Source organism: Streptomyces acidicola (genome assembly GCF_009377235.1).
Taxonomy (GTDB): Bacteria; Actinomycetota; Actinomycetes; order Streptomycetales; family Streptomycetaceae; genus Streptomyces; species Streptomyces acidicola.
Window position 1 is genome coordinate 1 of the sequence record NZ_VMNX01000391.1, and the last position, 5,455, is coordinate 5,455.

Below are 5,455 nucleotides of genomic sequence, written 5' to 3' on the forward strand. Positions count from 1 at the left end.
GGCGGGGACGGCGAGCGAGAGGGGCTGGTGGCCCGGGCCTTCGGAGCGGTCGGGGCCGCAACAGGACGAGGACATGTGCTTTTTCGTCTACTTCCCGCCCGCGAGCCGGACGTCGGGGATGTGGGGCGCGTGCCAGGACACCGGGGTGGCCCCGCCCAGCGGCGTCAACCGCTGCTCCAGGTCGTCGGCCAGGTGGGCGCGGCCGGTGTCCCGCAGGTGTTGAGCGTACTGCCCCGGGTCGTTGTAGTAGGTGGGGCCGGTCTGCAGCGTGGTGTGCATGGGGTCGGGCAGCGCGCCGGGCCCGCCGGCGTAGTGGTTCCACCACTCGGCGAGGTGGCCGCGCATCCGGTCGGCGAGTTCCGGCTCGTCGGCCAGCAGGTCGCGGGTGAGGTGCGGGTCGTTCGTGACGTCGAAGAGGGACTCCCACTCGGCGCGGAAGGAGCCCGGGTGGTAGGTGCGGATGTAGAGGTGGTCCCGGGTGCGGACGGCCCGTTGGTAGGTGTGGGCGCCGTGGCCGAGCACCAGGTAGGGGCGGGAGACGATGGCTTCGCCGCGGAGCGCGGGCGCGAAGGACTCGCCCTGCCAGCCGCCGGGGGCCGGGATGTCGAGCAGTTCACAGAGGGTGGGCGCGAAGTCGATGTTGTAGAGCAGGGCGTCGCAGTGCCGCACGGAGTCGGGCAGGTCGTCGGTCACGCCGGGCCAGTAGACGACGAGCGGCACCCGGTGGGTCGGCTCGTTGGCCAGGCCGTGCTCGGCGTAGGAGCCCTGCTCACCGAGGGACTCACCGTGGTCGGCGCTGACGATGATGGCGGTGTCGTCGGCGATGCCGAGCTCCTCCAGGGTGGCGAGGAGCTGCCCGAAGTGGTGGTCCCAGTACATGATGGAGCCGTCGAAGCCGTTGACGAGGTGCTCGAAGTCGGCGCGGGTGCGGATCTCTTCGGGCATGGCGTGCGGTACGGGAGAGGGGCGGGGGCCGCGGAAGTAGTGGAGGTCGCGGGCGGTGCGCGGGCCGTAGATCTCCGCGTGTCCGTCGATGGCCTCCTGGTCGGGCCAGGCGGGGGCGGGGCCCGACTCGGCGGCGCGGCGCACCCACTCGGGGCCTATCTGGTAGTCGGTGTGCGGCTCCCAGTACGTGAGGTGCAGGTACCAGTCGTCCTCGTCGGCGTGGCGGCGGATCCAGTCGAGGGCCACGGCGTTGATCTCGTGGGCCTCCTCGTCGTTGATCTTGTCGGTGGCGCGGATGGATTCGCGGAAGTTGCCGTGGAAGAAGTAGGCACGGTGCCGTTCGGCGAACATCGACACGACGGCGGTGTACCAGCCGTGGTCCTGGAGGCGCTGGCCGAGCAGCGGGCGGTTGGGGTCGGGCCGGTGTCCGGAGTCGAGGCGGAAGCGGGCCGCCTCGCCGAAGTGGCCGACGACGCCGTTGGTGATGCCGAACTGGCCGCTGGTGAGGGCGGTTCTGGAGGGCAGGCACGGCGAGTCGGAACAGTAGTAGCGGTCGAAGGTGACGCCCCGGTCCGCGAGGCGCTGGAGGTTGGGCGTCGTGGGCCGCTGGTAGCCGTAGGGCTGGGTGTGGTCGGCGCGGAGGGTGTCCACGTCGACGTAGATGACGCGCAAGAGTGTCTCCCGGGTGGGTGTGGGGGGCTGGTCAGGTGGTCAGGAGGTGCAGGGTCGCCAGCGAGCCGCCGAGGCCGGTGACCCAGGCGGCGGCGAGCAGCCTGCGGCGGGCGGCACGGGTGCCGGGGTGTGGCGTCCCGACGGCGGCGACCAGGGCGGCGGTCACGGTCAGGCACACGGCGGCGGCGAGTTGGAGCGGGGCGCCGGCGGTGAGGCCGCCGCGCAGCAGCAGCGCGGCGGCGACGAGCGCGGACAGGGCCGTGCGCTGCCGGGCGAGCGCGGTGCGCTCGGGCTGCAGCCCCGGGTCGCGCGGCGGGTTCACCGGACCGCCGGCACGATCAGCAGCACGGCGAGGCCGGCCAGCGACATGCCCCAGCCCACCAGTCGCGGCAGCCGGGTCATGGGCAGCGGCCTGCTGTGCCGCATCGCGTGCTGCACCCGCTGCCACCGGCCGTAGGAGCAGGCGCACAGCACCGTGCCGGTGAGCGCGAGCACGGCGCCGAGCGCGACTCCGGTCACCCGGTTCGGATACGGCTGCACGAACTGGGCGACGGCGACGGCGCCCGCGAGCAGCGCGAGGCCGGTCCTGATCCAGGCGAGGAAGGTGCGCTCGTTGGCGAGGGAGAACCGGTAGTCGGGCTCCTCGCCCTCCTCGTACCAGGGGGTGGCGCGGGCTCGGTCGCCGGTCATGCGGGGCCGGTGCCGGGGACGGCGGGCGCGGGCAGTTCGACCGGCGGGAAGCGCGGGTCGTGGGTGGCCGGGATGACGTCGGCCGTCTCGACCTGCCAGCGCAGCAGGGCGTCCGTCATCCGGCGTTCGACGTCGGCGTGCTCCGGCCGACCTGCCAGGTTGACGGACTCACCCGGGTCCGTGGCCCGGTGGTACAGCTCCGGGGGCTCGTACAGACGCCACACGTAGGTCCACTCCCGGTCGCGCACGGCGACGGCCTTGCCTACGAGTTCGGGGCGGTCGTGCTGGAGGTCGCCCTTGAGGTCGTAGGGGTAGGCCGGCCGTTCCATCTGGGGCTCCTCCTCGACGACGAAGCCTCCCTCGGTGAACGCGTACTGCCGGTGTTCGCGCTCGGGGTCGCGCAGGACGGGCAGCAGGCTGCGGCCGTAGTGCCGGTGCGGTGCCTCGACGCCGGCGAGTTCGAGCACGGTGGGCAGTACGTCGATCAGCTCGACCATGCCCTCGTACCGCTGCCCGGCCGGCAGGCCGCCGCCGCTGATGACGAGCGGGTCGCGGGTGATGCAGGCGTCCATGGCCGAGGGCCACTTCTCGATCAGCCCGAAGTCACCGAGGTACTCGCCGTGGTCGGCGAAGAAGAAGGTGACGGTGCGGTCGGCCTGGCCGGAGGCGGCGACGGCGTCCTGGACGCGGCCGACGTGGTGGTCGAGGCGGGAGACCATGCCGTGGTAGACGGCGGCGACCTCGCGCCACATCTCGGGGGTGAGGCGGTCGAGCCCGTAGGTGCGGCGGATCGCCTCCTTGAAGCCGGGCTCGTGGCCCGCGTCGGGCCCGCCGGGTCCTGTCGTCGAACTCCCGCCGTCCGCCCGGAGGGCGGGAGTTCGACGACAGGGCCTAGGCGCGGGCAGCGGCTCCGGCACACGGTCGCGGTCGTGCATCGAGTACCAGGGTTCCTCGGCCTGGAAGGGGCAGTGCGGGGCGAACAGCGGGACGAACAGCGCCCAGGGGCGGTCGGGCGGCTGGGCCAGCCGGCGCTCGACGGTACGGACGGCGGCCTCGTCGTGGTCGGTGAGCCCGTCGGGTTCCAGTCGCCCCCGGTAGAAGGCGCGGGCCCAGGTGTCGGAGGGGTAGTCCTTGACGAACTGCCGGCGGGTGGGCGGCTCGGCGTGCCCGTACTCGTGGGCGCTGAGCTCGGTGACGCCCGGGGCGAAGGTGTCGCCGCGGGTGCCGGCCCAGGTGACGTGGTAGCCGGCGTCCTTGAGGATGCGCAGCAGGTTGGGTTCCTCGGCCTGAAGGAGGTGGGTGAGTGTGCGGTGGCCGCGGACGTGCGGATACCAGCCGGTGAGGAACGAGGCGCGGCTGGGCGAGCAGACCGGGTGCTGCACATAGGCCTGCTCGAAGACGGTCCCGCGGTCGGCCAGTGCGTCGAGGTGGGGGGTGCCGGCCCGGTCGTTGCCGAAGCGGCCGAGCGCGTCGGCGCGCAGCTGGTCGGGCACGATGATGACGAAGTTGGGCCGCTCGGCCTGTGGGATCTCGGCCCGTTGGGGCTCGTCCTGTGGGGTCTCGGCCCGGTTCGTCGGGTCGGTGGTCATGACAGGTGGACCTCCCGGGAGAGCGGCAGCGCGTCGCTCGCGGTGCCGGCGTGGGCCGTGAAGGCGCCGGGCTCGTGGGACCAGCCGGAGCCGTCCCAGTGCGCGAAGGCGCGGGCCGGGATCCGCACCGCGACCTCGGCGGTGGCACCCGGGTCGAGGTGGACGGGGGCGAAGCCGGCGAGCCAGCGGGCGGGCCGGTCGAGGGCGCTGTCGGGGCGGGAGAGGTAGAGCTGGACCACCTGCTTCCCGGCGCGCGGGCCGGTGTTGGTGACCCGGACGGTGGCGGTCACGTCCTCTCCGGCGCCGATCCCGTCGGGCAGGGTCAGCTCGTCGAGGCGCCAGGTGGTGTAGCCGAGCCCGTGTCCGAAGGCGTACGCGGGTGTGCGGCCGGCGCGGAGCCAGGCGCGGTAGCCGATGTGGAGTCCCTCGGCGTAGTCGAGCCGGCCGTCCGTCGGCCGGGTGTCGAGCACCGGGACGTCGGCCTGTTCGGCGGGCCAGGTGGTGGGCAGCCGGCCGCCCGGCTCCCGGACGCCGAGCAGCAGGTCGGCGAGCGCCCAGCCGAAGTCCTGGCCGGCGAACCAGGTGAGCAGCACGGCGGCCACGTCGTCGCGCCACGGCATCAGTACGGGGCCGCCGGCGTTGACGACCACGACGGTGCGCGGGTTGGCGGCGGCGACGGCGCGGACGAGGTCGTCCTGACGGCCCGGCAGGGCGAGGGTCTCGCGGTCCCGGCCCTCGGTCTCGGCGCGGGTGGTGGTGCCCACCACGACGACGGCGGCGTCGGCACCGCGGGCCGTCTCCGCGGCACGGGCGATGGCGGCCTCGGCGTCGGCGAGCTCGGGCAGCAGCCCGAAGGCCAGCGACACCGAGCCGGTGCGGCCGGCGTCGCGGGAGGTGAGGTCGTGGACGACACGCAGCTCGACCTCGCGGCCGGCCTCCAGTGTGGTCTCGCCGGACGCGGTGGGCGGTACGAAGAGACCGGCGCCCAGCTCCGACCCGCCGAGGCTGAAGTCGGCCTCCACGGCGGGCTCGCCGTCGACGTACAGGGTGGTGCGGCCGACGCTCGCGATCGCGAGCCGGGTGGGGCCGTCGTGTTCGGGCCGGTAGCGGGTGGTGAGCTCCAGGGTGTGGGCACTGGCCGGGCGGCTGGTGCCGAACCAGACGAGGTCGGTGGCCAGCCGGTCCTCGGCGAAGACCTCGCGTCCTTCCGCGTCGAGGAACCGGGTGCGCACTCCGGGACCGCCGGTGGCGGGGTTGGTGAGGGTGTGCGACGGCAGCGGCACGGGGGCGTCGCTGATGACGGTACCCATGTCGTGGACGACGCGGGCGTCGGGCAGCGCGGCCCGCAGCCCGTCGAGCGGGCTGACGACGGCAGGGGGCACCACGGTGGCGCTGCCGCCGCCCTGGGTGCGGGGGGTGACGGCGGCCTGGCCGCTGACCGCCAGCGAGCCGATGTCCCGCGCGTGCCACGGCAGTTCGTTGCCGTGGTTGCGCAGCAGGACGGCTCCCGCGGCGGCGGCCTCACAGGCGAAGTCGGCGGGCGGCGGGGGCGGTACGAG

Annotated in this window: 5 protein-coding genes; all 5 read right to left on the reverse strand. The window is 74.1% G+C overall.

All coding sequences use genetic code 11. The features are described 5' to 3' along the window. Window positions 1–87 precede the first annotated feature (87 nt). Window positions 88–1,617 carry a sulfatase family protein gene (locus FPZ41_RS44485; protein ID WP_152870376.1) on the reverse strand — a complete coding sequence of 510 codons (1,530 nt, stop codon included), beginning with the start codon at window positions 1,615–1,617 and terminating at the stop codon, window positions 88–90. 31 nt (window positions 1,618–1,648) lie between these two features. Further along, window positions 1,649–1,939, reverse strand: a complete 291-nt coding sequence (locus tag FPZ41_RS44490; RefSeq protein WP_322621524.1) for a DUF202 domain-containing protein — start codon at window positions 1,937–1,939, stop codon at window positions 1,649–1,651. After that, window positions 1,936–2,307: a YidH family protein gene (locus tag FPZ41_RS44495; RefSeq protein ID WP_152870378.1), complete on the reverse strand. Its 372-nt coding sequence runs from the start codon at window positions 2,305–2,307 to the stop codon at window positions 1,936–1,938. The genes FPZ41_RS44490 and FPZ41_RS44495 overlap by 4 nt, the downstream gene beginning before the upstream one ends. Further along, window positions 2,304–3,896, reverse strand: a complete 1,593-nt coding sequence (locus FPZ41_RS44500; protein WP_152870380.1) for a sulfatase-like hydrolase/transferase — start codon at window positions 3,894–3,896, stop codon at window positions 2,304–2,306. The genes FPZ41_RS44495 and FPZ41_RS44500 overlap by 4 nt, the downstream gene beginning before the upstream one ends. After that, on the reverse strand, window positions 3,893–5,455 hold a 1,563-nt coding region (locus FPZ41_RS44505), incomplete at its 5' end, for a glycoside hydrolase family 3 C-terminal domain-containing protein (protein ID WP_194236446.1). The genes FPZ41_RS44505 and FPZ41_RS44500, both read right to left, overlap by 4 nt.